Below are 26935 nucleotides of genomic sequence, written 5' to 3'. Positions count from 1 at the left end.
AATCTCATGCGAATTGCAGGATCTAACGGGCAGACCACTCAGCGCGCGTTGCGACGGGCCGCGATTGAGCTGATTTCACAGCACGGCTATCACGGCATCAGCCTGCGTCTGCTCGCCGAACATGTCGGTCTCCAGGCCGGTTCGCTTTACAACCACATCAAGAGCAAGCAGGACTTGCTCTTCATGCTGCTGAAGAGCATCCAGGAAGATCTGGTCGTGAGCGCGGAGCAAAAAGTACTGCCGCAGCGTGGGACACTGTCCCGGCTTACCGCCTTCGTCAAACATCACATTGAATTCCATACGTCACGTAAAGCCGAAGTCTTCATCGGCAATATGGAGCTGCGCAGCCTTGAACCAGACAACCTGAAGGTCATGATCGACCTGCGGAAACGATACGAGCTGATTCTGCGCAGCATCGTTCTGGCCGGAATTGAAGAGCGGATTTTCGACGTCACGGATGCAAAGATCACCACCTTTGCAATCCTTGGCATGCTGAACTCGATTCCGACCTGGTACGATCCGAAAGGCGAACTGACCATTCCCGAACTGCAGGATCGCTATGTCGGCCTTGTGCTCAACATGCTGCACAAGTCCGAAGTCGTTCCCGCAAAGAAGGCAGCCAAGAAGTAAGCGCACGAACTACCGTTTGTTTGTCCACGACCTGCGCGGAACTGGCTATTTCCGCCGATATATGCCGTCAAGCGACATACTGATATGCCATGGAGAACATGCGCGGCGGAACGCCCTTGATGAAATGGCGGATATCGTGGCGCACGGCTTTTCGTGCTTCGTCGGATGCGAAATAGCGCTCGACCAACGCAGTCACGCTCGGAAAATGGAACTCAGAGAAGCCGCCGAAATCCACTTCCGGCGAGATCAACCCCGTTAAAGTAAGCTGTTGGGTGTAATAATTCGCGCCCGCATGTGCATGCAGCGCCAAATCGCCATGGATGTCCCGCCAGCTGCGCAGTAATGCGGAGCGGGGGAGATCTTCGTAAAAATGCAAAGGGTGCAGCATGTGGATGCCTGGAACTTCTCCGGGCTGCCATAGCTGCGCCGAGCCCTTCTTCAGCGTTGCCTCGGTTCTGAAGCCGCTGAAAGAGGCGAACCGGCTCTGGCGCCCGAATGCACCAAGATTCGTGAGGAAGGCTTTATCGTCAGCATACTCGGCCTTGATTGCGAGATCGAATGGCGGCGCGAAGTCATTGCCCTCACGATACAGGTTCATTTCTCGCGGCTCGTCGATGCCGGTCATGATAATTGCTTCAGATGGTCCGGAGGCCCGCCGGAAAATGTCTTCGACCAATTCCGCACGCAAACCTGACCTGGCCGCCGCTCTCGAATCGGTCGAGCCATCCAGCCGAAACAACGCTATCTGCGGCACCGTCTGCCTCCGCGCTTAAAAAAACTTGACCCGTATCGACTTGGAACGTTAACAAACTAACGGTTGTTAGTATTTAAGTCTAGGGCGAGCGTTTCAGGGCCGTCCGCTACCCACTCATGCAGGCCAGGAGACAGAACCCATGCCGATCTCAGAACACGGGCAGAAGACATATCGTCGACACTCGCTGTTGCGGCGCAATCCGGCGCTGTCGCGCGAAGCCTTTAGCACACACTACGAAACTACCCATGGCCCGCTTGCGTCCTCGCAAGAAGGTTTTCGCCAGTTTGCCAGTCGATATGTTCAGAACCATGTCGAGCGTCTTCCGGATGACTCAGAGCCCTTGTTCGATGGCGTGACCATGACGACCCAGGTTCCGCGAGGCGATTACAGTAAGGGATTCTTCAACCACCCTGACTACGCAAACGTTCAGGATGACGAGCGTTACCTGTTCGATATCGCCGAAACTGTATCCCTGCTCGGTTGGGAGGAGGTCGTCGTTGATGGCCCGGCGACCCAGTTCAAGGCGCTGCTGCTGATGGCTTCGTCCGCATTCACACAGGACAGACTGCGTACCGCCAGCCGTATCGTGGCAAACCACCTCGATGTGAACACGGCGAGCGCGCTGGGCTTCAGTAAGAGCACATTCAGCTGCGACCTTCTCATCGAAGCCTGGTTCAACGAGGCCTTGGTCAGGACCGCTGCCTACCGGGAATACACCAGCCCGGCGGAAGGCCTGCCGCAGATCTTCCTGCCGGTGCGCGAAGTCATGGTGTACGGGCCTGAGAAACCTTGGATTCACCCGAAACATCCCTGATGACGCAGCGTCCTCAGGCATTCCCCGCTAAAAAGGCAATTGCATAGGCCACGGATTTATGGATACTAACAAATGTTCGTTCTTATCTGACCTGCCTATGCGGATATTCCGCCTGGCATGATCAGATGTAAAAAAACACATCCAGGGAGGAAATCATGGATTTCTCGATCAGCCGGAGTGTGACTGCACTCGCGGTAGGCGTCGCAATCTCCGTATTCGCAATTCAAACGGCAACCGCCCAGGAAAGCTGGAAACTTGCGACCTTGATGCAGCACCCCGCCTTCGGTGCCACGCTCGACGATGAGTTCGCCGGAGCCATAACCAAGGCAGCCGGCGGTAAAGTCGTCATCGAACGCCAGTTCGTGGGCAATGAGCAGGAGATGGTCAGCCAAGTTATTCGCGGCCGTCTGGAAATGGGCGGCACGTCGGCCTTCGGCTCCAGCGTCGCCGTTCCGAACGCGACTGTCATGAGCGTTCCCAATATCTGGGACTCGGATGCCCAGCGTCGCTTCGTCACCGACAAGTATGCTTTTCCGGTTCTGGCCAAGCAGTTCGAGGAAAAGGGTCTCGTCCTGCTGGCCGTGCATGAGGCGGGCTACAATGGCGTTTTCTGCAAGATGAACTGCAGCGATCCGGCCTCCCTGAAGGGCCAGAAAGCCCGTGTATCGCCCGCCGCAGCGTCAAAGATGTTCTGGTCGGCTCTGCATACCAATGGTGTTACTCTGCCGATCAGCGAACTCTGGCCCGGCCTGGAGCAGAACTTGGTCGTTGCAGGTGATCTGCCGTTTGCATTCTACATGACGACGCCGGGCGCGCAGTCCGCACCGCATTTCGTTGTCACCCAGCATCTGCATCATCCCTGGCTCTACTTCGCCAACAAGGCCGCATGGGACAAGATCGACAGCGCCACCCGCCAGAAGATCGTGGCCGGCCTGCCTGATTCGAACTCGGTCCGCGATCGCTGGTTCGCCGACGAGAAGACCAAGATGAAGGACTTCCTGTCGAAGAACGGCAAGGTCTATGAGTTGAATGACGCCCAGAAGGCACAGTGGCAGGGGCTGGTCAAACCCCATGTCGATGCCTTCGTCGACAAGCTCGGCCCGGGTGCGATGGAACTGTACAGGGCCATCGAGAAGGGCAAAGAGGAATTCAAGAAGCAGAAGAGCTGAACCTCTTCACGCCCCGGACTTTCACGAGCCCCCGCAGTACTGCGGGGGCTCTTTTTTGTAGTCTGACAACGTTAACGTTCCGGCAAACCGCAGCAGAAGCTGACAGGAGAAACCCATGTTGAAGTTCTATTTCAACGGCTCGCCCAATCCCACGAAAGTGGCCCTGTTTCTGGAAGAAGCGGGTCTGCTTTACGAAGCGGTTGCCGTCGACACCAAGAGGGGCCAGCAGTTCGGCTCCGAATTTCTGAAACTCAATCCGAACGCCAAGGTTCCGGTTATCGACGACGGCGGAACCATCGTATTTGACAGTAATGCGATCCTTCTTTATCTCGCCGAAAAGCATGACATGTTCATGCCGGAGAGCCGGTATCGCGGCGATATGCTGTCCTGGCTGATGTTCGTCGCCACCGGAATTGGCCCATACAGTGGCCAGGCTGTACATTTCCGCCACTTCGCGAATGATGCCTCGCCCTATTCGTCCAACCGGTACCAGTTCGAGGCGGAGCGTCATTTCAAAGTCTTGGATGACCACCTGACCTCGAACGAGTTCCTGGTCGGCGGCCGTTATTCATTTGTCGACATGGCGGCCTGGGGGTGGGCGCGTATGATGGACTTTGTCATGGGCGATGGCGCGTCGTCTAGGTTCCCGCATGTACAGCGGCTTGTGGACCAGATCGGCGCGCGCGACGCCGCCATCCGCGCCCTGGCTCTGAAGGAAAGATTCCAGTTCAAGCCGGCTTTCGACGACGAGGCCCGCCGCCACATGTTTCGGCATCAACACCAGAAGAGCTGAAGTTTTCGAGTTTAACGCGCGTGAGCAGGCGTTACCCCGATGCAGAGCCCGCTTCCGGCGCTTACTTACCCAGGAATGCCAGAGATATTTCCGGGAACATCGCGGTTATGAGCAGAACGAACAGCATAATGCCGATGAACGGAATGACAGACCGGCATATGAAACCGAACTGCTCCTTGAACACCACCATTGCCACGATCAGGTTGATCGCCACCGGCGGGGCCACATACCCGATCTGCAGGTTCACGATGGTGATGGTCCCGAAGTGAATGGGGTTGAAGCCGTAGGCCACGCCCAGCGGGTGGAGCAGCGGAGCCAGAACCACAATGGCCGAAACTTCGTCCATGAGGGCGCCAGCCAACAGGAGCAAGACGTTGACGACGAGCAGCATGCTCCATTTATCGACAACATAGCCTTGCATGAAGGTTACAAGCGCGGCAGGCACTCCGGCATAGTCGAGAATTGTATTCAGACTGCCTGCAATCGCGACCAGAGGCAGCAGGCTGCCAAGGAGCTTGATCGTCTCCAGCAGGATGTTTCCGAAATCCTTCGCCTTCAACTCACGATGCACGAAAAACTCGATGAGCAGCGCGTAAGCGACGGCCAGCGCCGCGGACTCCGTGACTGTGAAGTAGCCGCTGTAGATGCCTCCCAGTAGAATGACCGGCATGAGTATTGCGGCTGCGCCCTGACGCAGGGCGGTGGCCAACTCAATCATGTCGATAGCTTTCGTCTCCATCTTTCTGTTGACGAAATATGAGTAAAGGCTCAATCCGCCGGTCAGAAGCAGGCCGGGTCCCCATCCAGCAAGGAAGAGATCCGTGATCGAGACCTCGGTCATGATCCCGTAGACGATCATCAGGATGCTGGGCGGGATGATGATGCCCAGCGTACCGCCAGAGCAGAGAAGCCCCAGGGAGAAACTCTTCGAATAACCGGCTTTCAGCAATGCCGGATACATGATGCTGCCGATCGCCATCATGGTTACCACCGAAGATCCGGAGATCGCCGAGAAGCCGGCAAGCGACAGCACGGTCGCAATGCCCAAACCACCAGGGATATTCGTCGTGAGCGCCGCCATGATGCGGGTCAGACGTGCTGCGATTGAGCCGCGCGCCATGACCATGCCAGCGACGATGAACATCGGAATGGAGAGAAGGACTTCACGGTCGACCGTGAACCAGATGTCCTGAATCAGGAATTCCGGTTTGCTCTTCGCCATATAGGTGTGAATGAACGCAACGGCGACAGCGAGCGTAAGGATAATGTTTTGGCGCAGCAGAATCAGGGCAACAATGATGCCTGCCAGTATCAGTCCAGTCGTCACGCTACGCCCCCGCGTTTGTTGGTGAGCCGGAAGAGCTCGCTATTGCTCGATTTCTTTGTCTTCGGGACGAACCGCAGGAAACGCCGCGTAACACAGGTACCGGAGCGCCGAAACGCCGAAGAGATAGGGAAGCACTATCTGGATGGGCCAGATCTTGATGTCGAATACCGGTTCGGTATCGCCAAGATCATAGGTACTCCGCACGAAGACGAGCGCGAGGTAACCCAGCAAAATGCAGAGCGAGGCGGAGAGAAAATCGCAGAAGCGGATGACCAGCGGTTCCCATTTCTCAGGGATGAGCTTGTCGACCACGCCCACTCGCAGATGCCCGCCGGTATGCACGACGATCGCAAAGCCGAGGAGACCGCCGACCGAATTTGCGAAGACCGCGAAACGCTGGGCACCGAAAATGCCGTTGCCCCCGATTTCGCGCGCGACAACATCCGCCAACAGCGCAATGACAACGAGCATCAGCGACGTGCAGGCAACGAAGACCTCGATCCGAAAAAGCCATGAAAGGCCGTGCCTTACTCGGTTTTCCATTATCCCTCCCCGGCAACAAAGCCGTGTATATACTAACGAACGTTTGTTTTAAATGCAAGCACTTCTCAGTACTCGCGCCCGGGCACTTTCAGCCAGCACGCCCCGAACCTCACTCCCTGAATGCCAACCATCGGCCTCTTCCTTCGGCTGCGCCGAATGTTCGGGCCCGGCCGCTGAAAAAGATAGGGACGGAATCCTGCTTCCGATTGCGGCCGGTGGGGCGCTTTGCACACGGCCTCCACGAGATGACTTGAATAAACAAAAAAACCGCACAGGCAAACCTGGCGGGGTTTTGATTTGGCTGCGGGAATGGGATTTGAACCTACGAACCATCAGGTTATGAGAACTATGGCTTCGGTGCTGAGCTGCCGGCCTGTGGCTGGTCACCTTACTGCTTCGTGAAAAATATTCTCGGGGGACAATTTGGAATCCTGCAGGCAAAAACGCAGTTGAAATGTCCCATGGCAACAATCGAAATCGTAGAAATGGCCAGTCCCGCGCCAAGCTGCGGTGGTAACAGTGGATTAAGGTATGTGAGGGGCAATGAGCCTAGCCGTGCAGCTCCAACAAATCAGCGCCGGAAGAACGGGATCGTAAGCGCGCGCGGTGGCGATTGCCGACCAACCAGTCCCGATACAGCCAGCAGAGCCAAGGCGTAGGGAAGCATAACGAGCAGTGCGACAGGCACGAGTGCAATGCCCATGGCCGGCAACTGGAACTGCAGTGAGGTCGCCGCCCCGAATACCAGGCACGCCACGAATGTGCCCAACACCCGCCAACGGCCGAAGATGACCGCTGCTATGGCGAGATACCCCACGCCGCCCGTCATGTTCTCGGTGAATGAGTGGATGTCGGCGATTGAATAGATCGCTCCACCGAAACCAGCGAGGATGCCAGTAAACAGAATTGCCAGCCAGCGAATGCGGGGCACCGCAACCCCACTTTTGTCGGCCGCCTTAGGCTCGTCTCCCGCCGCTCGAATAGCTATCCCCGCAGTTGACCGATACAACAGCCACCAGACCAGTAAAGCGAGAACTGGAGCAAGGTAAACAAGGCCTGTCTGCTGGAAAAGTGCTGTTCCAAGTATTGGAAGGTTCGAAAGTGGCTCGAAATTCAGCTTGCCGAAACCCTCAATTGAGAAGCCCGGATCGCGCCCAAAGATGCCCCGAGATGCGACCGTTGTGGCCCCAAGCACGACTATGTTGATACCGATGCCGACAACTATCTGATTCGCCCTGAGACTCACACTGAAGACGGCCTGAACCGCCGAAACCACCACCGCAAACAGTACACCCGTCAGCAGGCCTACCCATGGTGACCCGGTGACAAATGCACCCAGTGCGCCGCCGAATGCTGCCGCCAGCATCATTCCCTCAAGGCTAAGGTTCAGAACCCCGGCCCGCTCGCTGACAAGTTCTCCGACCGCCGCAAATATGAGCGGAGCGGCCAGACGGATGCTCGATGCGATGAATATGGCGAGCAACTCAGCAGTCATATCGCGTGCCTGCGGCTTCCGGTGGCAAGCTCGAGGCCCGCGATGACGATGATGATCAGCCCCTGCATAACCAGGACGACGGCGGACGGCACACCGGCCGCGATTTCCATCCCGATACCGCCGGAACGAAGGAATCCGAACAGAAGCGCAAACAGGATAACGCCTCCCACAGAGCCGCGGGCCAGAAGACCAACAACCAGTCCGTCGATGCCGTAGCCCGAGGAAAATCCCGCCTTCAGATTATATTGCTCGCCCAGGATCATGAATGCGCCCGCAAGGCCCGCACATGCGCCGCTGACAAAGAGCGTCCCCAGGACCATGCGCGTGATGTTCAGGCCTGCGCGGCGAGCCGCCAAAGGATTGTAGCCTGTGGCCTGCAGACGCAGCCCCACGGGGGTATGCATGAGGGTCAGATACATACCAAACCCGATCAGGAGAGCAATCAGCACGCCGATATGGGTCGGCGCCGATATCATTGGCAACATGCTCGCCACAGGCACATCGACAGACTCCGGCAGCGAGGTGGAGTCAGTTCTAGGCTGGCGCAGCAAGCCGTCGCTATGGACTGCCCAGTAGACCAGCCATAAAGCGATGAATGAGAGCAGCAGCGTGCTGATGACCTCATTGGTGCCGCGCCTCACCTTGAGCCAGCCCGCCAGCATGGCCCAGGCTCCTCCAGCCAAAGCCCCGACTCCGGCTGGAATGAGGATAGCAAGTCCGAATGGAAGCGAACCGACACCGGTTTTCAGTGCAACGGCGGCAGCAGCCATACCTCCCATCGCAATCTGGCCTTCGCCCCCAATATTTGTCAGGTTGGCCCGAAAGGCATAGATAAACCCCAGTCCGACCAAGGCCAGGACCGTCGCACGGTTCAATGAGGCGCCAATAGCGTATTTGCTTCCGAACGCTCCTTGCACAAATGCGCTGAATGCAACCGGTGAAGACGGCGCCATAATGACGATGAGTAAGCCGCCTATAGAGATGGCCGCCGCCAGTGCCAGAACTGACGGAACAGCTGCGCTAGCCATGCTTCGGATATCCCACCTCATTGGACACCGTGTCCGGACATCAGGGCGCCTATTTCAGTTCGGTTGAACACTGACCTCGGCATCTCTCCGACGATCTTGCCGCGATACATCACAAAGAGGCGATCACAGTACGCAAGGAGGTCTTCGAGCTCACTGGATATGACCAGGACGCCCCGCCCTTTCGAGGCGGCGTCCGCGATATGGCCGTAGGTCGCCATCGATGCACCGATATCGAGCCCCCGCGTCGGCTGCGAGGCGATGACAGCCGTATTCGCGTACAAGGTGAGCTCGCGGGCGAGTATGACCTTCTGTTGGTTTCCGCCAGACAGACTGGAGAACGTTGCACTGGGTCCGCTGCATCGAATATCGAAACGCTCGATAAGCTCCTCAGCCGCCCGATTCATGGTGGCGCGGTTCAGGAATGGCCCCCGACAGAACCGATGCAACTGACCGAGAAAGAGGTTTTCCGCCACCGACAGGTCAAGAATGCCGCCAACCGCATGCCGATCTTCCGGAATGATGGCGACACCAGCTTCCGAAATCTGCCCCGCCGTGACAGCCGTGAGCTCTCGCCCTCCCGCAAAGTACCTGCCACCCGAGAAACTCAAAAGTCCGGAGAGAGCAAGACCCAGCTCCGTCTGGCCGTTTCCTTCAACCCCGGCAATCCCGACGACCTCACCCGGGCGCACCAGTATGGTAACCCCGTCGACCTTTCTGGTTCCGTCCTCGCCCGTTACCGAGATGCCATCCAGCATCAAGGCAAAATCGCCTCTGGCCTCTGCGACGAGACCTGGCTGCGGCCGTGTTTGCTTTGGCACAGTCTGAATGCTTTGCGCTGCGCCCGGCCCGATGATGGCCTCGGTCAGTTCCTGGCGCCCGATGCGCCCCCCGGTGGAGTGGAATGTCACCTTTCCCCGCCGGAGAACCGTAATCTTGCGCGCGACCTGCTCGATCTCAGCCAGTTTGTGCGTCACCAGCAGAATGCTTTTGCCTGTCGCCGCCATGCTTTCGATAAGCTGTAGCAGACTGGAAATCTCGGCTGGCGGCAACACCGCAGTCGGTTCGTCCAGAACCACGACCTTCGGGTCATGAATGAGGCATTTCAGGATCTCAATCCGCTGTCGCTGTCCGACTGAGAGATTCGAGACGAGTGCGTCTTCCTCCAGATCGATGCTGTATCTGGCTGCGATACTTTGCAGCCTGACCAGCTCCGCCTTTCGGTCGAACCGCTTGAAACGCTTCGACAGACACAGGTTTTCAACAATTGTGAGCTCTGGAATTAGGCTGAAATGCTGATGCACCATCGCAATGCCGGATTGCAAGGCATCCGACGGGCCTGAAGGACTGAACTTCATACCATTCAGATGCAAATCGCCACTATCGGCTTGAACCAGGCCGAATACGACATTGCACAGCGTCGATTTCCCGGCCCCGTTCTCCCCGAGAAGGCAGTGAATATCTCCCATTTGCAGGTCGAGGCTGACGTCCTGCAACGCCTGGAGGGTGCCGAAGCGCTTGCTGATCCCAGCCACACGCAGGATAGGGGCGGCGGCGTGCACTCCGCTAACTGGAACGTCAGACTGCATCGCCACCGCCAGCATGGGACTAGCCGTCCAGCGTCGTAATCTGGCCGGAGATGATAGCCTTCTTGAGCTCTTCGACCTTTTTGGCGACGTCCGGCTTAGGAGTGCCGCACAGAACCATATCGCTCGCATCCGGTCCGGCCTTCAGGCCGAAGCCGTGCGAACCGGGCTTCCAGCTACCTTCGGCGTTTGCCTTGACCGCCTGCTGGATCAGATAGCCGACGCCGGTCCGGGAATAGGCGATGTAGAGGGGATCTGCTCCGCAATTCGGAAGCGGACCGCCGATGACGGATGTGCTCTTCTCACGGGCCGCCTGTTCGAGACCAGGAAGTCCCTTGTTGAGCACATGCACATGAACATCGGCGCCCTGGGCAATCGTCGCAAGGGTAGCCTCCTTCGCTTTGGCAACGTCGTCAAAGCTACCAGTGAAGACGGCGATCGTCTTAATGTCGGGCCTGACGTATTTCGCACCTTTCTCGAATTCCTTGCTGGCATTCACCACGCCGGGGATTTCCAGGCCTGCGATGAAGCTTATGGTACCGGTCTTGCTCGACATCGCCGCGACTGCGCCGGAGATGTAATTGATTTCCGCCTGACGCATGTCGTACTGCGACATGTTCGTGGCCTCAACGATCTTGGCGCCGCCGACCAAAGCAAATTTCACGTCCGGGAAGCGCTTCGACACCTTGATCATTGCCGCCTGCGAGGCGCCGCTGACCGCGACAACAAATTTGTTGTTGGTGGCAAGCTGTGTCAGGGCCTGCTCCATATCCGCATAGTTGATATTCTCGATGATCTGAATCTTGCCCTTGGTGCCGTAGGTTTCCTCGACCTTCTTGGCGCCCATGTAGGCAGACTGCATAAAGCCTTTGTCGGTCTGCGAACCTGGCACGAGGATACCGACGGTCACGTCCTGTGCAACCGCAACATTTGCGACAGAGAGAGCCACAGCTGCGACCGCCCCCAAAATTGTTCTCGTCATTGTCATGTCATGCCTCCAAGAGTTGTCTGGTTAGAATCTGTTGTTTTTTTGAGCGCCGTCTCTTCGGACGACCAGCGAGCGGAATGGGCTACGCATTCGGCAAGGAGCCGCCGGTCGGAACCAGGTGGGCCGATCAGTGACAGGCCGATTGGGGCTCCATCGAATACCGCGAGGGGCATCGTGACTTGCGGAAGCCCGGCCAGTCCCGCGATGCAGGTCAGCCTCTGGGCGTGCTGTCGGAACTGCTCCACCTCGTCACCGGAGGCCGAGCGCAAAGGCGCTGGACCGGGTGCAGTTGGAAGGCAGATGATCGTATCCGGCGGAAGCAATTCCCGGAGCCTCTCGCCAATCCTGGTCCTTAGGGCTACGTCCCGCGAGACGTCCTCTGCCGAGACCTCTTTGGCATAGGCGAAACGCTCAGCAATGGCAGGACCAAAAACCGGCCTAGCCGCCTCGATCCACTCGCCATGGACAGACCAGACCTCGGATGCCGAGAGGCGGCGGAATACCTGCCGCCATGCCTCCAGACCCGTCTGCGAGAGAGTGGCGTTTTCTACCGTCTCGTACTGATCCGAGATCCGGTTGATGGCAGGTCTAAGGGCCGACATGACCGCTGGATCAAGCTCGTTCTCGATGTCCGTCAGGTTGAGGACTCGCCGGAACTGCTGGTTGCCTTCGTTTGATTTGGGAAGCAGGATGTCACCAACTTGGGCAAAGAGCTCCGCATCGCGCGCGAACCAGCCGATGGTATCCAGGCTGGGCATGAACGGAACCACCCCTTCCATGGGAAGGATTCCGTGCGTGGTTCGGATGCCGTAAAGACCGCAATAGCTGGCCGGTATCCTGACGGAGCCGCCAGTATCCGTCCCAAGCGCGAAGTCACACAGTTCAGCCGCCACGGCTGCCGCCGACCCGCTGGAGGAGCCACCCGGCACCCGTCCGGGCGCGGCTGCATTCAGAGGCGTACCATAATGGTAATTGTCGCCGTTGATGCTGTAGGCCAGTTCATCCGTGATCGTCTTGCCGATCATGGTCGCGCCCGCGTCGAGCAGCTTTTGAACACACGGCGCTGTCGCTACCGCAGGAGCATGAGTCTCCAGCCAACGCGGGTTGCCCGCGCCAGTCACGTGCCCCTGGATATCGATGAAGTCTTTGACCGCGAAGCGCAGGCCAACCAGATTCCCAGCGCCCAGTCCGGACACCTCGAACCGGCCATGCGGGATGAACGCTCCGACCTCTTCAGCGCTGAGACCCATGAGCTACTCGGCCACTTCGCGGGCGGCTTCCCCCGCCATGATGCCACGACGCGCACCCTCCGCCCGATAACGGACAGCAAGCCAACGGTTGAACTGGCTGAGCGTCTCTTCGAGGTAACTGAACCGGCCCCGCGGCGCGAATCGGGAATACTTGGCCCTCTGCATCGCAAGATTTATCGCGGTGTCCTGTTCTCCGAGTTGACGGGAGCCCTCCATCAGTCGCGCCGCCCTTGCATGGAAATCGGGAAGCGCCGCGGTCGATTTGGGAACGCACCAGCCGCCTGCCGTAAACAGGCCGCCGCCGACCTTCAGGCTGGTCGGGCCCTGCGGGAATACCAGGCCGTAGCAAAGCATGTCGGGTGTGAAGATGATGTTCATGTTCGGCGGCACCATGCCGAAGCCGACCCGATGCCGCTGTTTTTCACTGAGCGTGGGAATGACTGGAAAGGACGCAGGTGCGGCCCATCCCTTATCGGTCAGTCCGCCATCGTTTTCGAGAAAAGGCACATACCGGACGATGACGTTATCATCGTCTCCAAGCCAGGGAGAGAACTCGACACCGGTGCTGGGCGCGAAATCATGAATGATGGGATGGACGAACTCGGTATGGTACGGCTCGATGTAGTTTTCGAGCAGCATCTTCCAGTTCCACTGGATTGGCCTTGATGTTACCTCGGGTTCGACCGTCACCATGTTGTCCAGGTCGTAGCCCTGCATGTAGGGCTCGAGCTTTTTCATGGTCGGCGCCAGCGGTTTCGCCTGAGGGTCGAAGTTGACGAAAATGAACCCGTACCAGATTTCCACCTGAAGCTGGGGCAGAACGGCCTCTTTCTTGAGGTCGGCGGCATTGCAGGTCTTCCCCATATGCGGGGCGCCCACAAACTCGCCGGCCAGGCCATATGTCCACTTGTGATACGGACAGATGAAGGTTCTCGCGTTACCGATACAGTCTTCCTTCAGCGGGTGGCCGCGGTGGCGGCACAAGGCCGACATGGCCCTGATCTGCTCGTCCTTTCCCCGCACCACCAGGATCGGCTCATCCGCGAGGGTCACTGCGATATAGTCGCCGGGATTTGGAATCTGCTGTGCCCTTCCTACGCAGAGCCAGGAATGCATGAAAACGGCCGACATCTCGAACTCGTGGAAGGCCGGTGACATATAGGCCTCCGCCGGGAGGACCCGTGCGGCCTCAACCGGCAATGCCGCGGTATCGAGCGAGTTGAGGACGGTCAGAACGTCGGGGTGCGTGTCATGGGGCATTGCGACACCTGTCATTTCGTCATGGAGAGGGCATTGATGACGTCGCCGGAACTGGCGACGAAGCCGTAGCACTTCTTCACGTTCCAGACGGTTGCCTGGGTGCAGAAGTCGGGCGATGTGGTGGCACAGCAGTCCTCAAGGAGGATACAGCCGTATCCAAGGAAGTTTGCGTCTGTCAGGGTGCAGAAGACACACTGGTCTGTGTTGACGCCTGCAAAGAGCACGGTCCGGATGCCGAGATTCTTGAGGATGCTGTCGAGCGGCGTGTCCCAGAATCCGGATATACGGTACTTGTCGACCATCACGTCGCTTGGCAGCGGCGCAAGCTCGTCGACCACGGCTGCCGCCCAGCTGTCTTTCTCGAGGACATGGGCGCCGGATCCAGGTAGCGGCTCGCCCAATCCCACGCCCTGGCCACTCGGCTTGTAGAGGTGGATCTGGTTGGGCGGCATGTTCAGCAAATCGGGCCGGTTCCCCCAATTCACCCAGATCACCGGTACATCGGCTTTCCGTAGTTCGGGCAGGAGCTTTTGGAGTGGCGCAATCGGGGCTCGGTCCGGGGTGTAGTCGCCGCCGATATGGTCGACCCAGCCGCCCTTGGCGCAGAAATCGTTCTGCATGTCGATGATGACAATCGCGGTCCGGTTCAGATCCGCGATCACCGACTGTGGCAATGACGAGATGGTCACCCGTCGAGGCGCAGGTGCCTCGACGGACATGTCGACCACCTTGTCGTCGACCATCCAATGTGTGTTGGGAGACTTGCCGAGCGGAAAACGGCGGGTCAGCTCAGCGGCGGCTGCAGTTGCTGAAGACATAGGCATGCTCCATGGGAGAACATAAGCTCAATCCCATAGAAGCATTTTCTATGCCAATTTGAATTCACCAGGCGCGGCGCTTGCCCATCACGCCTTCGCGGGCCTCACCAACCGGTTCGACCAGGTTGAAGAGCTCAGCCATCAGAGGCCGGGTAACCAACAGATCCGCAAGGGTATATTCGTCCAGAACACGGAAGAACGCGTCGAGCGCTTTCCGGAGAGTCGTCCGCAATAGACAGGCTGATTCAATTCGACAGCCGGTACTGCAGGGAGAGAAGCACCCGACGAGAGCAAAATCGTTCTCGGTATGGCGAACGACCTCACCAATCACGATATCATCCGGACGACGCGAAAGCTTCAATCCGCCGCCATTTCCGCGGCTGGAATCGATGAACCCACCGGCCGCGAGATTGGTCGCGACTTTCATTAAGTGGTTCTTTGAAATGCCATATATCTCCGCCACCTCACTGATTGTGACGACCTGATTGGGGCGAACACCGAGGTAAAGAAGGACGCGCAAGGCATAATCGGTATGGAGCGTCAGTTGCATTTTGCTTTCTTGCGACCTCGCGCGGGAGATGCTGTGAACTGGTGCTTCGGCAACCAATGCGAATAACCGAATGTGGGCGGACGATACTTCATCCTTTTGCACGCTGCCAGCGGAACTGCTCAAAAAGGTATCATTAATGCTTATTCAAACGTCAATCGGCTGATCGAGCCATCCTCGGCCACCGAAGCCGGCGACCGAGGACACTTGGAGATCCTCTTGATCAAGAAAAAATCCAAAGGCAATCAAGCAGTTGTCTTTTTAGCTGCAGCTTCCTGCATGACATTCGCGAGGGTCACATAGCACTCAGTCCATGCCTGCCTGACCTCGCCGGTAAAGCCATCGCCTAGCCCCTGCTCAAGCGTCCATAGAAGCGCCTCGGCGACAGTCTGATAGTCCTTCGGCTTGGCGCCGTAGTCATTGTGACGGCGGCCGAGCGCTTCAACAGCAGGAACGATTGAGCCAAGGTTGTTCAGGTTGGCGACTGCAGTTGCCAGCATTGCCATAAGCTTACGCCCCTGTTCCTTCATGTCTCCCTTGAAGAGGGGCTTCAAGCCCGGATCCAGGATGAACAGGCGGCCGTAGAACAGCTCTGCAGCCGTCTCGGATATTGGCGCAACCTTCGCGAAGCTGGTTTTGATGAGTTCGATCTGCTGGGGCGTCATTGCTTTGTCTCCGGTTTCTGGGTGATCCGGTGTCGACCAAGCAAGACTCAAGCCAATGCCGTGCGCGTTCTGCAGCAACCATCAGCCGATCGACCGCAACGAACATGGTCCAGCCAAATCAAGCCAAACACTGCTTGGTGTCTGAAAGTCCGATCGACAAGAGCATACATAGAGATGGGCGTGCCGGTCTAAACCCGGGGCCAATCGAACGTCGGACAACTACTCCCAATGAGGAGCCGTTCACGCAGGCAGGATCGGGCAGAAAATCGAGCGGCATTCTGAAACGACTCTATGCGGCCCTCAACGCGTTCGAATGGCCATCAGGGCATGACCACTAAGGGTCAGGAGATCCTCGTGCTGAAAAGCACGGCATCGATAAGAGGAAGTTTCATATCCGGCGTCCGAATAAGGGAGGTACACGCCTTCTAATATATGATGGTGGCCTACCACCAGCAAATCGAAGCAATGCCGGGCCACTTGCAGTGGCGTTGGCGCTGACGCTAAAGGTGCCTGCCTGAGTTGAGACAGGTATCCCCGGACGGACGGCCGGCCGAAAAAGTTTGGGACAATGCGTAGAAATCCCGCCGCTTCTGGAAGGCCGACCGGTGAGCAGGCAGAGGCAGGCCCCGCCGCAGTTGCAGCACGTACTGGACTACATCGGTGATCGATCAAAACCGTATGTTCCCCATCGGCTGCTTTAGCCGCGATACTGCGGCCGCGCGCAGGCCAGGAATTGGCCGCGGCCGGCCTGACCGACCGGCCTGCCCCGCTCGACGACGATGTCGCCGCGCGAGATCACCGTGTCCGGCCAGGCCGAAACCTCAATGCCTTCATAGGGCGTATAATCGACGTTGTGGTGCAGCATGGCATTGCCGATGGTCCGCGCTGTGCCGGTATCCCAGAGCACAATGTCGGCATCGGCGCCGATAGCAATCGAGCCCTTGCGCGGGTAAAGGCCGTAAAGCTTCGCCGCATTGGTGGCGGTAAGCGCGACAAACTGCTGCAGCGTAATACGCCCCTTCAGAACACCTTCGGACAGTAGCAGCGCCATGCGGGTCTCAAGGCCGGGAATGCCGTTTGGAATCTTCGAGAAGGATGCCCCCTCGCCGGCCACTTTCTTGCCGGTTGGCCCGTTCAGCCTGAACGGCGCATGATCTGACGAGACAATGTCGAAGGTGCCGTTGCGCAGGCCGGCCCAGATCACCTCCTGGTTCGCCTTGTCGCGCGGCGGTGGCGAACAGATGCACATGGCGCCGTCATGACCCGGCCGGTCGAGATCCTCGGCACTGAGGAAGAGATACTGCGGACAGGTTTCGGCATGGATGCGCAGGCCACGCGACTGCGCCCAGCGAATCTGCTCGACCGCCTCGCGGCCCGAGACATGCACGATCAGGATCGGCACATCGACCAGTTCGGCAAAGCTGATGGCGCGATGCGTGGCTTCGCGCTCGACCAGCAGCGGTCGGGCCACCGCGTGATACTTTGGCGCGATCCGGCCTGCCAGTTCCAGCCGTTCGGTCAGCCAGGCGATGGCATCGGTATTCTCGGCATGGATCATCGCCATGGCGCCTTCGCGGCGCGCCACATCCAGCGTCTCGAGGATCTGACGATCGTTCAGCTTCAGGTCGTCGTAGGTCATATAGATCTTGAACGACGTATAGCCCTCGCCGATCAGAGCCGGCAGTTCCTGGCCCAGTACCGAAGCCGTGGGATCGCTGACGATCAGATGGAAGGCATAGTCGATCAACGCCTTGCCCTCCGCCCGCGCGTGATAGTCGGTCACGGCCGCGCGCAGCGACTGCCCCTTCATCTGGCAGGCGAAGGGAATCACCGTCGTGGTGCCGCCGCAGGCCGCCGACAGCGTGCCGGAGGCGAAATCGTCGGCCATCACAGACCCGTCGCTCATTGGCTGGTCGAGATGGCAATGGGCATCGATGCCGCCCGGCAGTACCAGGCGGCCGGCCGCATCGATCTCGCGATGACCGGCGGAAAGGTCCTGGCCCAAAGCGGCGATGCGGCCGGCCCGGATGCCGAGATCGCAGACCATCGTATCGGCAGCAGTGGCGACACGTGCATTGCGGATGACGAGATCGAAACGGCTGCTCATGACGATGCGATATCCTTGCCGCTGATCAGGGCGGCCAGTGCCGGCGCCACGCCGGTCACCGTCTTGGGATCGGGCCGGCGGAAGCTGCCGGCGGTGGCCTTGCGCAGGTTCATGTACGCCAGCAACTCGGCCTGCTTCACCGCCGCCACCACGCCGTCGATGACGGGCACCGGAATGCGGTCGGCCACCACCTGCGCCAGGCCAGCCAATGGCGCACCGGCGAGAATGACGACGTCGGCACCGTCCTGCTCGATGGCACGGTGCGCCAGACCGACCAGCAGGGCCTCCTTCTCCGCCTGCACGTCGCCGATATCGCGAAACGGTCCATCGAGCAGGCTGATACCGGCCAGCCGTCCGGTCAGGCCGTGATACTCCACGCATTCGCGATACCAGGGCCCGAGTGCCGTGGCGAAAGACACGATGGCGAAGCGCCGGCCCAGCATGCAGGCGGTCAGCATCGCCGCCTCCGCCAGGCCGATCACCGGCACCGGCATCAATTCGCGCGCACCGCCCAGGCCCGGATCGCCGAAGGCAGCAATCACTGCGGCGTCGAACTGCCCGACTCGCTCGGCCAGCATTTCCAGCGCGACGCGGCCGCCGATCGCAGCCTCGGCCCGGGTGGCGATATAGGGCACGCCATAGGACGCCGTGGCGAAGCTCAGCGCCGTCTCGGCGCTGGCGGCGTCGCGCGCGGCGGCGGCAATGCGATCGGTCACCGATTGCGAGGTATTGGGGTTGATCAGCAATATCCGTGTCATGAGGTCACTCCGGTCCACAGGCCGCGTTCGACAAAAACAGTTTCCGCCTCGGCGGCGAAATCGAGCAGGCAATCGTCGGCAAAGCGCCGGGCGACGATCTGCAGCCCGAACGGCAGGCCAGCAGCATCGCGGCCGCAGGGAATCGAAATCGCCGGCACACCGGCATGATTGAACATCGGGGTGAAGACGGCATGGTCGCGCGGCGCGGCCGGGCGGCCGCCGATCTGCGCCGGACCGAGTTGCGTCACCGGCCAGGCCGTGCAGGGCACTGTGGGGCCGAGCAGCAGATCAAAATCGCCGAAGAACCGCGCCATGGCCTGGGCGGTCGCGTCGCGCAGCAGCAGCGCGGCTGCGACATCCCGGCCCTGCAGCGCCAAGCCGGCCTCGATCTGCCGGCCGATATCGGGATCGAACAGCTCAGGCTCCCGGCGATAGCGCGCGCCGTAAAGCCCCGCGAGCCCGGCATATTGCAGCGGCATGAAACCGGCTTCGCCGAGTCCGTCAGGCCAGGCAGGCGTTGCCACTACAATAGAGAGCCCGGCGGCACGCAGTGCATCGACAGCGGCAGCGATGCCATCGCGTACACTGTCATCCACAGCGGCATCGAGGCCGAGGTTGGGACTTAAGGCGATGCGCAGGTGTTCGCCCGCGAAAGCCGGCGGCGGCGGACAACTGGCCGGATCGCGCGGATCGAAGGCCGCCAGGACGGCGAAAGCCTGCCGCAGGGCGGCCATGTCGCGCGCCATCGGCGCGATCACGCCATTGCCGAAAACCGGCTCGGCGAAGCCCGGGCCGAGCGGGATGCGGCCGGCGGAGGGTTTGAATCCGACCAGGCCACAATGCGCCGCAGGTCGTCGAGCCGAGCCGCCGGCATCGGTGGCAAGCGCCAGATCCCCGATCCCGGCCGCCAGCGCAGCTGCGGCACCGCCGGACGATCCGCCCGGCGTAAGATCCACGTCCTGCGGATGCCGTGTCGTGCCGTGCAGCAGGTTCACGGTCACGCCCTTGCAGGCGAATTCCGAGCAGTTGGTGATGCCGAGATACAGCGCGCCGGCCTGCCGCAACCGCGCCACCGCCCAGGCGTCTTCAGGTGCGGTGAAATCGCGGAACAGTAGCGAGCCCTGGCTGATGTTCTCGCCGGCGACCCAGAGATTATCCTTCACGGTGAACGTCTGCCCATAGAGCGGCATTGGCCGTCCCGCCGCATGCACGCGCTGCAGCCGTGCGGCCTCGGCGCGCACCGCATCCGGATCGTGGCGGATCACGGCATTCAGCGCCGGGTTGCGTTGCGCGATCCGGGTGATCGCCTGCTCGGCAATGGCGGCGAGATCGGGCGGACCGACATTGCCCCGGATGGCCGCGGATGTCATGGCCACACCATCCTGCGCAGGGGCCAGGTGCCGGCGATACAGAGCAGGCCCAGGGCGATGAAGGCCGCACCGTAGCCGAGGCCGGAAGCGAGCAGACCGACCAGCAGCGGCGCAAGCAGGAGGCCGCTGTAGCTGGCCAGCAGCACGGCGCCGGTCGCAGCGGCGACTTGATCGGGCGGTGCCTGCTGCGCCACCTCGGCGAGGAAGACGCCGTTCCAGCCGCTGGCGGTCAGGCCGAAGAGGAAAACCAGAATGAACAGACTGCTGCCGTGCAGGTAAGGCGCGGCAAGGCCGACCAGGATCGCACACAGAGCCATGGCCAACCCCAGTCCCGCGATCACAACCGTGGAACCGCCGAGAAATTGCGTCATCCAGCCCCAGCCGAGACGGCCGAGCAGGCCGCCGCCCTGGGCGACCGCCAGCAGAATACCGGCGGCGACAAGATCGAGGGACAGTTCCACCGTGAGGAAGCTGATCAGGAAGGTGTTGAGACTCATCTGCATGGCGGAATAGCCGAGTGAGGCCGCTGCCAGCCGCCCCAACCCGGCATTCTGCCGCAACAGCGCTACCGCCTCCTGCCAGCGCATCGTGCGCGCCTGCGTCGCTGCGAAACGCCGCGCGAGCGGCTGGCAGGCGATGGCCAGCAGCGCCGCCGCAATGGCCACCAGCCAGGGGCCGTGACGCCAGTCGCCGGCCGCCAGTACAGGCAGGAGCAGCGAGCCGGTCATGGCGCCGATCTGATTGCCGGTCTGGCGCAGCGAGAACACCAGGCTGCGCTCCTGCGGTTGCGCGGCCTGCGCCAGCACAGCCGAGCTGGCCGGTGTTTCCGGTCCGAAGGCCAGTCCCAGCAGAATGGCCGCCAGCAGAAAGCCGATGGGCTGGCCCGCCGCCAGCAACAGCATCGCCAGCATGACGAGTCCAAGCACCGCCTGGGCCAGGCGGATCGGACCGATGCGGTTGCACAGGATGCCGCCGAACAGCGAGGTGATTGCACCAAGGCCGAAGACGATCACGCCATACAGACCGAGCACCGCTGGCGAGAGTCCGCCGCCCAGCTGCGGCGCCAGCACGGGCACGGCGAAGACAGCGAGCGCGACGCAGGCCTGCAGCGCGGTCATCGCCGCCAGCGGCGAACCAAGACGGCGCCAACGCGGCATGATACCCTGCTCAGCAGACATAAGGAGACATGCGATGTCCATGTACAAGGCCGGTGGAATTTCGATTCATGCCGTCGATGTGGCGGCGGGACGGCCGGCCGATGGCATGCGCGTCGAACTGCATCGCCTGGAGCCGCATCCGGAGAAGCTGGCGGAGGGCCGGCTCGCTGCTTCCGGCGCCTTCGACCATGCCACCGTGCGCGGCGAGGGCATTATCGCTGGCCGTTACGAAGTGCTGTTCCATGTCGGCGAATGGCTGGCCGGGCAGGATCGTGACGGCAGATTCCTCGACATCGTGCCCTTCCGTTTCGCGGTCGACGATGCGGGCCAGCATTTCCATCTCCCCTTTAAATTCACCCCCTGGGGGTTTTCGCTGTTCCGCGGCAGCTGACGCTCAGCGCATCCGGCGCGACAGGCCGGCAAAGCGTTCCATCAGCAGCATCAGCGCCAGGCTGAACAGGATTAGCACGCCGGACACCGCCGCGACGCGGACATCCAGCGTGTTTTCCATCGTCTGCCACATGCGGATCGGCAGCATCTCGTTGCGCGCATCCGACAAGAACAGCGAGACGGGCACATTGTCGAAAGACGACATGAAGGCGATGAAGCCGCCCGCCATGATGCCGCCGCCGATCAACGGCAGCACCACGCGTCGATAGGTATAGATCTTGCTGGCGCCCAGGCTGGCCGAGCATTCGAGCAGCGACGGATCGAGCTGCGACAGGCTGGCCAGGGTGGTGCGGAACACATAGGGCGCGCAGACGACGACATGGCCGATCACCACGGTGGTAAGCGACAGCGGAATGCCGACCAGGCTGAAATACATCAGCGCCGAAAGGCCGAAGGCCAGCGCCGGCAGCACCAGCGGCGACATGAACAGGCTTTCGAGCTGACGTGCGACGGTGGATTTCGAGCGCGCCACTGCGAAGGCGGCCGGCACGGTGAACAGGATCGAGACCAGCGTGGAGAGAACGGCGGCCTGCAGGCTGTTCCAGGCCGCATCCTGAATCTGCCAGGCATCGGCCAGCGCCACATACCAGCGCAGCGAATAGCCTGGCGGCGGGAATTTCAGCGAATAGCCGTCGGTGAAGGAGACGATCAGCACGATGGCGGTGGGGGCGATGATGAGCAAAACGGCAGCCGCGCTCAGAATCCCCATGACGGCATGAAAACTGATCGAATCCAGGTTCTGGCGACGCCCGACGGCCATGCTGCCCTCCTCACATCGCGGAATAGCGCCGCGTGTAGCGGCCGAGCAGGTTGAACAGCGCGATGCAGAACAGCACCGCCACCATGAAGATCACCGAGATCGTGGCGGCGAAAGGCCAGTTCTGCAGCGTGAGCGCCTGCTGGTAGATATACATCGGCATGTAGAGCTGCTGTCCGCCGCCGACCAGGCTCTGAGTGATGAAGGCGGTGACAGCGGCCGAGAAGGTCAGCACCGAGCCGGCGATGATACCGGGCAGGCTGAGCGGTAGCACGATGCGGAAAAAACTGCGCCAGCGGCCGGCACCGAGCGCCGCCGAAGCGGATTCCAGATTGGGGTCGAGCTTCTGCAACGCATCGATCAGCGGCAGAACCATCAGCGGCAGCTGCACCTGCGCCAATGCGATGACCAGACCGCCATGGCTATAGAGCAGGCGCAGCGGGGTTTCCGTAAGGCCGAGTTCGAGCAGCAGCGTGTTGGCGATGCCCTGCCGGCCCAGGATGACGATCCAGGCGAAGGTCCGCACGATGACGCTGGTGAGAAGCGGCAGAACGGTGATCAGGATGATCACGCCCTGCCAGCGCGGACCGGCACTGCGATGCAGCCAGGCCAGCGGAAAGCCGAGCAGCAGGCAGAGCAGCGTCGTCTCGACGCCGAGCCGCAGCGTGTCGAACAGGACGCCGAGGCCGAAGCCGTCGGACAGCGCCTTGGCATACTGGGTGAGACCCCAGGCGGCCATATCCTTGTCGGCATGCAGGCTGACGGCGAACAGCAGGAACAGGGGGGCGATGAAAAACAGCAGATAGAACAGCATGAGCGGGAGGGCCATGAAGCCCTCCCCTCGTTCGGAGGCACCGGTCGTCGTGCGCCCCGAGGTCATGCTCAGACCTTGATCTCGCGGTTGAAGCGGTCGATCCAGGCAGAACGGTTCTCGTTGATCTTTTTCCAGTCCTGGAAGACGAAGGTCTTCTGCAATTCGGCCTGGTCCTTGGCCAGCACCTTGGAGATCTCGCCCTCCATCTTGACCTTCTTGTTGGTCGGCACGATCAGATAGGGGCTCTTCATCAGCACAGCCTGCACCTCGGGGCTCATGGCGGCATCGATCAATGCCGCCGCCAGCTTGGCGTTGGGCGAGTTCTTCACGATATGGATGCTGGTCTTGAAGGCGATGGCGCCGGTCTCGGGCTTGACGAATTCGACCGGCACGCCACGCGCCCGCAGCAGCTGGATCGCATTGAAATTGCCCGGACCGATATCGATCTGGCCCTGCTGGAACAGGGTCGCCAGCGCGCCCGGATTGGCAGCCACCGCAGCCAGGTTCGGCTGCAGCGCCTTGAGCGCCTCGAAAGCAGGCTCGATATTCGCCTCGCCCCCGCCCTTCATCTTGGCCAGTTCGACCATGAAGCCGGTGCCCAGCGTGGAATTCAGGTTGGTGATGCCGACGCGGCCCTTGTATTCGGGCTTCCACAGGTCGTTCCAGGATTTCGGCGGCGTCTTGATCTTCTCCGGATTATAGGTGATGCCGACCACCTGGAAGAAGATCGCCGGACCGAGCGGATCCTGCGCCTCGGGCAGCAGATCGGCATAGTGCTTGCTCTGCGCCGTGGGGAAGGGTTCGACCAGATCCTGGCCGATGGCGACCAGCGCCGGGCCGGGATCGTGCAGCATCACGTCGATCGGCGGATTGCTGCGGGCGGCCGTAACCTTGGCGATCTGGTCGACCGAGAGCATCGGGTCGAGCGCGATTTCGGCGTTGCCGTTGGCCTTGCGGAAATACGGCACCAGCACATCCCGGTGCGCCTCCTCCCAGCTGCCGGTGAAGGTGGCGAAAACCAGCTTGCGGGCCTGCGCCATGCTCATGCCGGGGAAGAGCGAGATCGCGGCCGTACCCAGGGCGGTGAGCAGCGCCTCACGACGATTGAATTCCATCACATATGCCTCCTCGTTGCGTTATTTTACGGTTTCGGTGCTGGAAAAATCTGAACGGCATCAAGCGATGCCGGGACGACACGGATCGGCGTGCCACTGGCCAGAGGCTGGGCACCGGCAGATCGGGCGGACGAGACTTTCAGCGTCCGTCCGGAGGCGGTGACGATTTCATGCACGATGGTGGTGCCAAGCGGCATGCCGAGCTCAACCTGGCCGGCCAATCCTTCACCGCCATCGACAAAAACGAGATTGTCGGGCCGCACCGACACCAGGACGGCGGTTCCCGGAACGATTTTTTCTGCAGAGCGCGGCAGGACCAGCCGCAGGCCGTCATCGAGCCGGACAGCGCAGGAGGTCGCATCGCTGCTTTCCAGATGACCCGGCAGCAGGTTCGACGTGCCGACGAAGGTATTTACGAACAGCGTCTCCGGCCGGTCGTAGATCTGCGACGGCGTGCCGAACTGTTCCAGGCGGCCCTGCGACAGCACCGCAATGCGGTCCGACATCCCGAGGGCCTCCTCCTGGTCATGGGTCACCATGACGGCGGTGATGCCGGACATCTTCTGGATGCGCTTGATCTCGATCTGCATGTCGAGACGCAGGTTCTTGTCCAGCGCCGCAAAGGGTTCGTCCAGCAGCAGGATGCGCGGCTGCACGGCCAGCGCGCGCGCCAGCGCAATGCGCTGCTGCTGGCCGCCGGAGAGCTGGCGTGGATAGCGGTCGGCGAAGCGGTGCATCTGCACCAGTGCCAGCATCTCTTCGACACGCACGCGCTGCGCCGCCCTGTCAGTACCGCGGGCGGCCAGGCCATAGGCGATGTTATCGGCGACGGTGAGATGGGGGAACAGGGCGTAGTTCTGGAACACGATGCCGACGGAACGCCGGTTCGGTGGCAGGTCGTCGATGGGGGTGCCGCCGATGATGACGCGGCCCATAGTCTGGTTGATGAAGCCGGCAACGATGCGCAGCAGCGTGGTCTTGCCGCAGCCCGAAGGCCCCAGCAGCGACACCAGTTCGCCGGCCCGGATATCCAGCGTCACGTCATCCACGGCCGTCGCACTGCCGAAACGATGCGTGATCGCATCCAGGGTCAGCGACTGGCCCGCTTTTTGAAACGCAGGATCGGTGTCAGAGTCTCGAACCGACATATCGGATCATTGTATCCAATGTTTGATCTTATTGTTTACAAGCTCTAGCAAGATGCGTACCATTTCCAGAACCCTGGAACAGGCAGTTGTTTTGCCTAAAAGAATCGATTTCGCGCGGTTTTCAGAGTTTACCGAGCCCTGGATGTGGCGGTGAGTTTTTAGGCAATACACGAGAGCCGCGATGCATTTCGCGGCAGGTCGGAGAGACGATTGGATGCAATCTCCCTGTTAACCGACATCGCCGAAGGGCGGCAAAGCGCTGACATCGCCACGGCCGATAGCCTGCGCCGCGTGGCAGCCGGCAATCCGTCGCTGCATGCTTTCATCACGCTGTCGGGGTCTGCCGGCCGGGAGGCGATGCAACTGGATGCGGAAGGCCGGCGGAACCGCCCGCTGTTCGGCCTGCCCCTGGCGGTCAAGGACCTGATCGACACAGCCGGGCTGCGCACCACCTACGGCTCGCTCATCCATCGCGATCATATTCCCGAACAGGACGACATCATCGTCGCCCGCGCCCGCACCGCCGGCGCGGTCATCCTGGGCAAAACCAACACGCCGGAATTCGGCTTCGGCGCACTCTGTGCCAATGCACTCTGCCCCTCCACCGCCAATCCCTACGACCTGTCGCTCAGTTCCGGCGGGTCGAGCGGCGGCTCGGCGGCCGCCGTCGCCGCCGGTTTCGTGCCTGCGGCCCTCGGCACCGATTTCGGTGGATCGGTGCGCACGCCGGCCGCCTTCTGCGGCGTAATCGGTTTCCGGCCCAGCGCCGGCCATCTCCCCTCAACGACGCGCCGGCTGGCCTGGGATGCGATGCCGACGGTCGGCTTTCTGACCCGCAGCGTGCGCGATGCCGCCCTGCTGTATGACAGCCTGGCCGGACCGGATGCGCGCGATCCGGCCTCACTGCGCCTGCCATCAGGCACAGCGGCACCCACGCGACGTATTGCCTGTTCGAGCGATCTGGGCACAGCGCCGATATCGCAAGCGATGGCCGAGCGTTTCGCTGCCGCCGGCGCGGCGATACGACAGGCCGGCTGGGCCCCGACCCAGGCGCATCCCGACTGCACCGGCGCAATGACGAGTTTCGCCACGCTGCGCGCGGCACATATCCACAGCAACCTGTCGCCACTGCGCGAGCGCCATGGCGACCTGCTCTCGCCGACTGTGTGCTGGAATATCGGCCGCGGCGACGGCCTGACCGCCGCCGCCTATCTGCAAGCTGAAGCCGACCGCACTGTTCTCTACCGGCGCTTCATTGCCTTTTTCGATGATTGCGACATCCTGATCACACCCAGCGCCGCCATCCTGCCCTTCGCGGCCGATGGCGGCGAAGTCCGCGAGATCGACGGCCGCCCGCTCGACAGCGTGATCGACTATCTGGCCATCACCGCCATCATCACGCTGACCGGCTGCCCGGCCCTCTCCCTGCCCTACTGGCCACCGGGGGAAACGCTGCCCATCGGCCTGCAACTGGTCGCCGCACCGGGTCGCGACCGAAGCCTTCTCGCCTTCGCCGCCGAACTCGAAAGCCACGCGGCTTTCGGCTTCCGGCCACCGCCGCTTTTCATGGAGAATTTCGGATGATCCGTCTCGGC

Annotated in this window: 26 protein-coding genes; 6 read left to right on the top strand and 20 right to left on the bottom strand. The window is 61.0% G+C overall.

The window, feature by feature from the left end; genetic code table 11:
• Nucleotides 1–6 precede the first annotated feature (6 nt).
• Nucleotides 7–630 carry a TetR/AcrR family transcriptional regulator gene (locus tag AAG799_RS03475; protein WP_341894407.1) on the top strand — a complete coding sequence of 208 codons (624 nt, stop codon included), beginning with the start codon at nt 7–9 and terminating at the stop codon, nt 628–630.
• A 67-nt stretch (nt 631–697) separates the two neighbouring features.
• Here the strand turns inward: AAG799_RS03475 and AAG799_RS03470 are convergent, their stop codons facing one another.
• Nucleotides 698–1384 (bottom strand): hypothetical protein, encoded by a 687-nt coding sequence (locus AAG799_RS03470; protein ID WP_341894406.1) that lies wholly within the window; start codon nt 1382–1384, stop codon nt 698–700.
• A gap of 139 nt (nt 1385–1523) precedes the next feature.
• Here AAG799_RS03470 and AAG799_RS03465 point away from each other — a divergent pair, with 139 nt between their 5' ends.
• The 3 genes from AAG799_RS03465 (at nt 1524) to AAG799_RS03455 (ending at nt 4160) form a co-directional block, all read left to right on the top strand.
• Entirely contained in the window at nt 1524–2198 is a 675-nt protein-coding gene (locus AAG799_RS03465) for an EthD domain-containing protein (RefSeq protein ID WP_341894405.1), read from the top strand.
• Between the two features lie 155 nt (nt 2199–2353).
• Nucleotides 2354–3367: a TRAP transporter substrate-binding protein DctP gene (dctP, locus tag AAG799_RS03460; RefSeq protein ID WP_341894404.1), complete on the top strand. Its 1014-nt coding sequence runs from the start codon at nt 2354–2356 to the stop codon at nt 3365–3367.
• 115 nt (nt 3368–3482) lie between these two features.
• On the top strand, nt 3483–4160 hold the full coding sequence (locus tag AAG799_RS03455) for a glutathione S-transferase N-terminal domain-containing protein (RefSeq protein WP_341894403.1): 678 nt from the start codon (nt 3483–3485) through the stop codon (nt 4158–4160).
• A 61-nt stretch (nt 4161–4221) separates the two neighbouring features.
• Here AAG799_RS03455 and AAG799_RS03450 read toward each other — a convergent pair whose 3' ends face one another.
• The 15 genes from AAG799_RS03450 to AAG799_RS03380 all read right to left on the bottom strand — a co-directional run bounded on the left by AAG799_RS03450 (nt 4222) and on the right by AAG799_RS03380 (nt 21056).
• Nucleotides 4222–5487, bottom strand: a complete 1266-nt coding sequence (locus AAG799_RS03450) for a TRAP transporter large permease (protein WP_341894402.1) — start codon at nt 5485–5487, stop codon at nt 4222–4224.
• A gap of 39 nt (nt 5488–5526) precedes the next feature.
• Complete coding sequence (locus AAG799_RS03445) at nt 5527–6030, bottom strand: TRAP transporter small permease (RefSeq protein WP_341894401.1); 504 nt, start codon at nt 6028–6030, stop codon at nt 5527–5529.
• Between the two features lie 571 nt (nt 6031–6601).
• Nucleotides 6602–7525, bottom strand: a complete 924-nt coding sequence (locus tag AAG799_RS03440) for an ABC transporter permease (protein ID WP_341894400.1) — start codon at nt 7523–7525, stop codon at nt 6602–6604.
• Entirely contained in the window at nt 7522–8553 is a 1032-nt protein-coding gene (locus tag AAG799_RS03435; protein WP_341894399.1) for an ABC transporter permease, read from the bottom strand. The genes AAG799_RS03440 and AAG799_RS03435 overlap by 4 nt, the downstream gene beginning before the upstream one ends.
• A gap of 17 nt (nt 8554–8570) precedes the next feature.
• Nucleotides 8571–10154: an ABC transporter ATP-binding protein gene (locus tag AAG799_RS03430; RefSeq protein WP_341894398.1), complete on the bottom strand. Its 1584-nt coding sequence runs from the start codon at nt 10152–10154 to the stop codon at nt 8571–8573.
• Nucleotides 10155–10158: 4 nt separating this feature from the next.
• Nucleotides 10159–11124, bottom strand: a complete 966-nt coding sequence (locus AAG799_RS03425; protein ID WP_341894397.1) for a BMP family protein — start codon at nt 11122–11124, stop codon at nt 10159–10161.
• Nucleotides 11121–12374 (bottom strand): amidase, encoded by a 1254-nt coding sequence (locus AAG799_RS03420; protein WP_341894396.1) that lies wholly within the window; start codon nt 12372–12374, stop codon nt 11121–11123. The genes AAG799_RS03425 and AAG799_RS03420 overlap by 4 nt, the downstream gene beginning before the upstream one ends.
• A gap of 3 nt (nt 12375–12377) precedes the next feature.
• A complete protein-coding gene (locus AAG799_RS03415; protein ID WP_341894395.1) occupies nt 12378–13634 on the bottom strand; it encodes an aromatic ring-hydroxylating dioxygenase subunit alpha in 1257 nt (418 codons plus the stop codon).
• Between the two features lie 11 nt (nt 13635–13645).
• Nucleotides 13646–14452, bottom strand: a complete 807-nt coding sequence (locus AAG799_RS03410) for a cysteine hydrolase (protein ID WP_341894394.1) — start codon at nt 14450–14452, stop codon at nt 13646–13648.
• A gap of 64 nt (nt 14453–14516) precedes the next feature.
• Nucleotides 14517–15002 (bottom strand): Rrf2 family transcriptional regulator, encoded by a 486-nt coding sequence (locus tag AAG799_RS03405; protein ID WP_341894393.1) that lies wholly within the window; start codon nt 15000–15002, stop codon nt 14517–14519.
• 242 nt (nt 15003–15244) lie between these two features.
• Entirely contained in the window at nt 15245–15664 is a 420-nt protein-coding gene (locus AAG799_RS03400; protein WP_341894392.1) for a globin family protein, read from the bottom strand.
• Nucleotides 15665–16361: 697 nt separating this feature from the next.
• Nucleotides 16362–17771: a dihydropyrimidinase gene (gene hydA, locus AAG799_RS03395; RefSeq protein WP_341894391.1), complete on the bottom strand. Its 1410-nt coding sequence runs from the start codon at nt 17769–17771 to the stop codon at nt 16362–16364.
• Nucleotides 17768–18529, bottom strand: coding sequence for an aspartate/glutamate racemase family protein (locus AAG799_RS03390; RefSeq protein ID WP_341894390.1), 762 nt, complete (start codon nt 18527–18529; stop codon nt 17768–17770). The genes hydA and AAG799_RS03390 overlap by 4 nt, the downstream gene beginning before the upstream one ends.
• Entirely contained in the window at nt 18526–19899 is a 1374-nt protein-coding gene (locus AAG799_RS03385; protein WP_341894389.1) for an amidase, read from the bottom strand. Before AAG799_RS03385 ends, AAG799_RS03390 begins: the two co-directional genes overlap by 4 nt.
• Complete coding sequence (locus AAG799_RS03380) at nt 19896–21056, bottom strand: MFS transporter (protein WP_341894388.1); 1161 nt, start codon at nt 21054–21056, stop codon at nt 19896–19898. The genes AAG799_RS03385 and AAG799_RS03380 overlap by 4 nt, the downstream gene beginning before the upstream one ends.
• Before the next feature lie 34 nt (nt 21057–21090).
• Between AAG799_RS03380 and AAG799_RS03375 the strand changes: the two genes are divergently transcribed.
• A complete protein-coding gene (locus AAG799_RS03375) occupies nt 21091–21447 on the top strand; it encodes a hydroxyisourate hydrolase (protein WP_341894387.1) in 357 nt (118 codons plus the stop codon).
• 3 nt (nt 21448–21450) lie between these two features.
• Here AAG799_RS03375 and AAG799_RS03370 read toward each other — a convergent pair whose 3' ends face one another.
• From AAG799_RS03370 to AAG799_RS03355, 4 genes are read right to left on the bottom strand one after another with little or no spacing between them, the layout of a single operon-like run.
• Nucleotides 21451–22266, bottom strand: a complete 816-nt coding sequence (locus tag AAG799_RS03370) for an ABC transporter permease (protein ID WP_341894386.1) — start codon at nt 22264–22266, stop codon at nt 21451–21453.
• 10 nt (nt 22267–22276) lie between these two features.
• Entirely contained in the window at nt 22277–23092 is an 816-nt protein-coding gene (locus tag AAG799_RS03365; RefSeq protein ID WP_341894385.1) for an ABC transporter permease, read from the bottom strand.
• A 53-nt stretch (nt 23093–23145) separates the two neighbouring features.
• On the bottom strand, nt 23146–24192 hold the full coding sequence (locus tag AAG799_RS03360) for an ABC transporter substrate-binding protein (RefSeq protein WP_341894384.1): 1047 nt from the start codon (nt 24190–24192) through the stop codon (nt 23146–23148).
• A gap of 26 nt (nt 24193–24218) precedes the next feature.
• Nucleotides 24219–25340, bottom strand: coding sequence for an ABC transporter ATP-binding protein (locus tag AAG799_RS03355; RefSeq protein WP_341894383.1), 1122 nt, complete (start codon nt 25338–25340; stop codon nt 24219–24221).
• A gap of 210 nt (nt 25341–25550) precedes the next feature.
• On the opposite strand from AAG799_RS03355, the gene AAG799_RS03350 reads away from it, so the two are divergent.
• A complete protein-coding gene (locus AAG799_RS03350; RefSeq protein ID WP_341894382.1) occupies nt 25551–26924 on the top strand; it encodes an amidase in 1374 nt (457 codons plus the stop codon).
• Nucleotides 26925–26935 lie beyond the last annotated feature (11 nt).

The sequence above is a fragment of the Ferrovibrio terrae genome (assembly GCF_943371255.1).
Classification (GTDB): domain Bacteria; phylum Pseudomonadota; class Alphaproteobacteria; order Ferrovibrionales; family Ferrovibrionaceae; genus Ferrovibrio; species Ferrovibrio terrae_B.
Note: the sequence above shows the minus strand (reverse complement) of the source record. Positions and strands in the feature narration are given on the sequence as shown.

What these genes read in the sequence shown, in the direction of transcription:
- AAG799_RS03475 (WP_341894407.1), top strand. Translation starts at nt 7, where the DNA reads ATGCGAATTGCAGGATCTAACGGGCAGACCACTCAGCGCGCGTTGCGA.
- AAG799_RS03465 (WP_341894405.1), top strand. Translation starts at nt 1,524, where the DNA reads ATGCCGATCTCAGAACACGGGCAGAAGACATATCGTCGACACTCGCTG.
- dctP (WP_341894404.1), top strand. Translation starts at nt 2,354, where the DNA reads ATGGATTTCTCGATCAGCCGGAGTGTGACTGCACTCGCGGTAGGCGTC.
- AAG799_RS03455 (WP_341894403.1), top strand. Translation starts at nt 3,483, where the DNA reads ATGTTGAAGTTCTATTTCAACGGCTCGCCCAATCCCACGAAAGTGGCC.
- AAG799_RS03445 (WP_341894401.1), bottom strand. Translation starts at nt 6,030, where the DNA reads ATGGAAAACCGAGTAAGGCACGGCCTTTCATGGCTTTTTCGGATCGAG.
- AAG799_RS03440 (WP_341894400.1), bottom strand. Translation starts at nt 7,525, where the DNA reads ATGACTGCTGAGTTGCTCGCCATATTCATCGCATCGAGCATCCGTCTG.
- AAG799_RS03435 (WP_341894399.1), bottom strand. Translation starts at nt 8,553, where the DNA reads ATGGCTAGCGCAGCTGTTCCGTCAGTTCTGGCACTGGCGGCGGCCATC.
- AAG799_RS03430 (WP_341894398.1), bottom strand. Translation starts at nt 10,154, where the DNA reads ATGCTGGCGGTGGCGATGCAGTCTGACGTTCCAGTTAGCGGAGTGCAC.
- AAG799_RS03425 (WP_341894397.1), bottom strand. Translation starts at nt 11,124, where the DNA reads ATGACAATGACGAGAACAATTTTGGGGGCGGTCGCAGCTGTGGCTCTC.
- AAG799_RS03420 (WP_341894396.1), bottom strand. Translation starts at nt 12,374, where the DNA reads ATGGGTCTCAGCGCTGAAGAGGTCGGAGCGTTCATCCCGCATGGCCGG.
- AAG799_RS03415 (WP_341894395.1), bottom strand. Translation starts at nt 13,634, where the DNA reads ATGCCCCATGACACGCACCCCGACGTTCTGACCGTCCTCAACTCGCTC.
- AAG799_RS03410 (WP_341894394.1), bottom strand. Translation starts at nt 14,452, where the DNA reads ATGTCTTCAGCAACTGCAGCCGCCGCTGAGCTGACCCGCCGTTTTCCG.
- AAG799_RS03405 (WP_341894393.1), bottom strand. Translation starts at nt 15,002, where the DNA reads ATGCAACTGACGCTCCATACCGATTATGCCTTGCGCGTCCTTCTTTAC.
- AAG799_RS03400 (WP_341894392.1), bottom strand. Translation starts at nt 15,664, where the DNA reads ATGACGCCCCAGCAGATCGAACTCATCAAAACCAGCTTCGCGAAGGTT.
- hydA (WP_341894391.1), bottom strand. Translation starts at nt 17,771, where the DNA reads ATGAGCAGCCGTTTCGATCTCGTCATCCGCAATGCACGTGTCGCCACT.
- AAG799_RS03390 (WP_341894390.1), bottom strand. Translation starts at nt 18,529, where the DNA reads ATGACACGGATATTGCTGATCAACCCCAATACCTCGCAATCGGTGACC.
- AAG799_RS03385 (WP_341894389.1), bottom strand. Translation starts at nt 19,899, where the DNA reads ATGACATCCGCGGCCATCCGGGGCAATGTCGGTCCGCCCGATCTCGCC.
- AAG799_RS03380 (WP_341894388.1), bottom strand. Translation starts at nt 21,056, where the DNA reads ATGCCGCGTTGGCGCCGTCTTGGTTCGCCGCTGGCGGCGATGACCGCG.
- AAG799_RS03375 (WP_341894387.1), top strand. Translation starts at nt 21,091, where the DNA reads ATGTCCATGTACAAGGCCGGTGGAATTTCGATTCATGCCGTCGATGTG.
- AAG799_RS03370 (WP_341894386.1), bottom strand. Translation starts at nt 22,266, where the DNA reads ATGGCCGTCGGGCGTCGCCAGAACCTGGATTCGATCAGTTTTCATGCC.
- AAG799_RS03365 (WP_341894385.1), bottom strand. Translation starts at nt 23,092, where the DNA reads ATGGCCCTCCCGCTCATGCTGTTCTATCTGCTGTTTTTCATCGCCCCC.
- AAG799_RS03360 (WP_341894384.1), bottom strand. Translation starts at nt 24,192, where the DNA reads ATGGAATTCAATCGTCGTGAGGCGCTGCTCACCGCCCTGGGTACGGCC.
- AAG799_RS03355 (WP_341894383.1), bottom strand. Translation starts at nt 25,340, where the DNA reads ATGTCGGTTCGAGACTCTGACACCGATCCTGCGTTTCAAAAAGCGGGC.